Consider the following 437-nt stretch of genomic DNA (forward strand, 5'->3'; position numbering starts at 1 on the left):
ATAACTCTTGTGCGCATGTTATAAATCCTATATGCTCGACTAGATGGTGCATAACCAACAAAAATGCCTTCATCCGATTTAGCATCGAATTTTCCTAAGTTATCCTTACCATTGTTATGTACGTAACATTTACAACCAAATGCACGCAAATGTGAAATATTAGGCTTGCGCCCAACAAATAATTCGTAAGGTGTCTTTTTCAATATTGGCCTAATCAAGGCTCTATTAAGAATATAACAAGCAGAATGTATGGCTTCGGCCCAAAAATACTTTGGCAAATTATTTTCGCAAAGCATTGTCCTAGCCATTTCCTCTAGGGTCCTATTCTTCCTCTCTACTACCCCATTTTGTTGAGGCGTACGAGGGGCCGAAAAGTTATGATCAATACCATTTTCAACACAAAAAGTTTGAAATGGTGTGTTTTCGAATTCCTTACC

At 37.8% G+C, this 437-nt stretch carries 1 pseudogene; it reads right to left on the reverse strand.

The features are described from left to right. Positions 1-437 (reverse strand): annotated as a pseudogene (locus EZV76_RS17010) (DDE-type integrase/transposase/recombinase); the annotation flags it as partial.

Source organism: Flagellimonas alvinocaridis (genome assembly GCF_004916895.1).
Taxonomy (GTDB): domain Bacteria; phylum Bacteroidota; class Bacteroidia; order Flavobacteriales; family Flavobacteriaceae; genus Flagellimonas; species Flagellimonas alvinocaridis.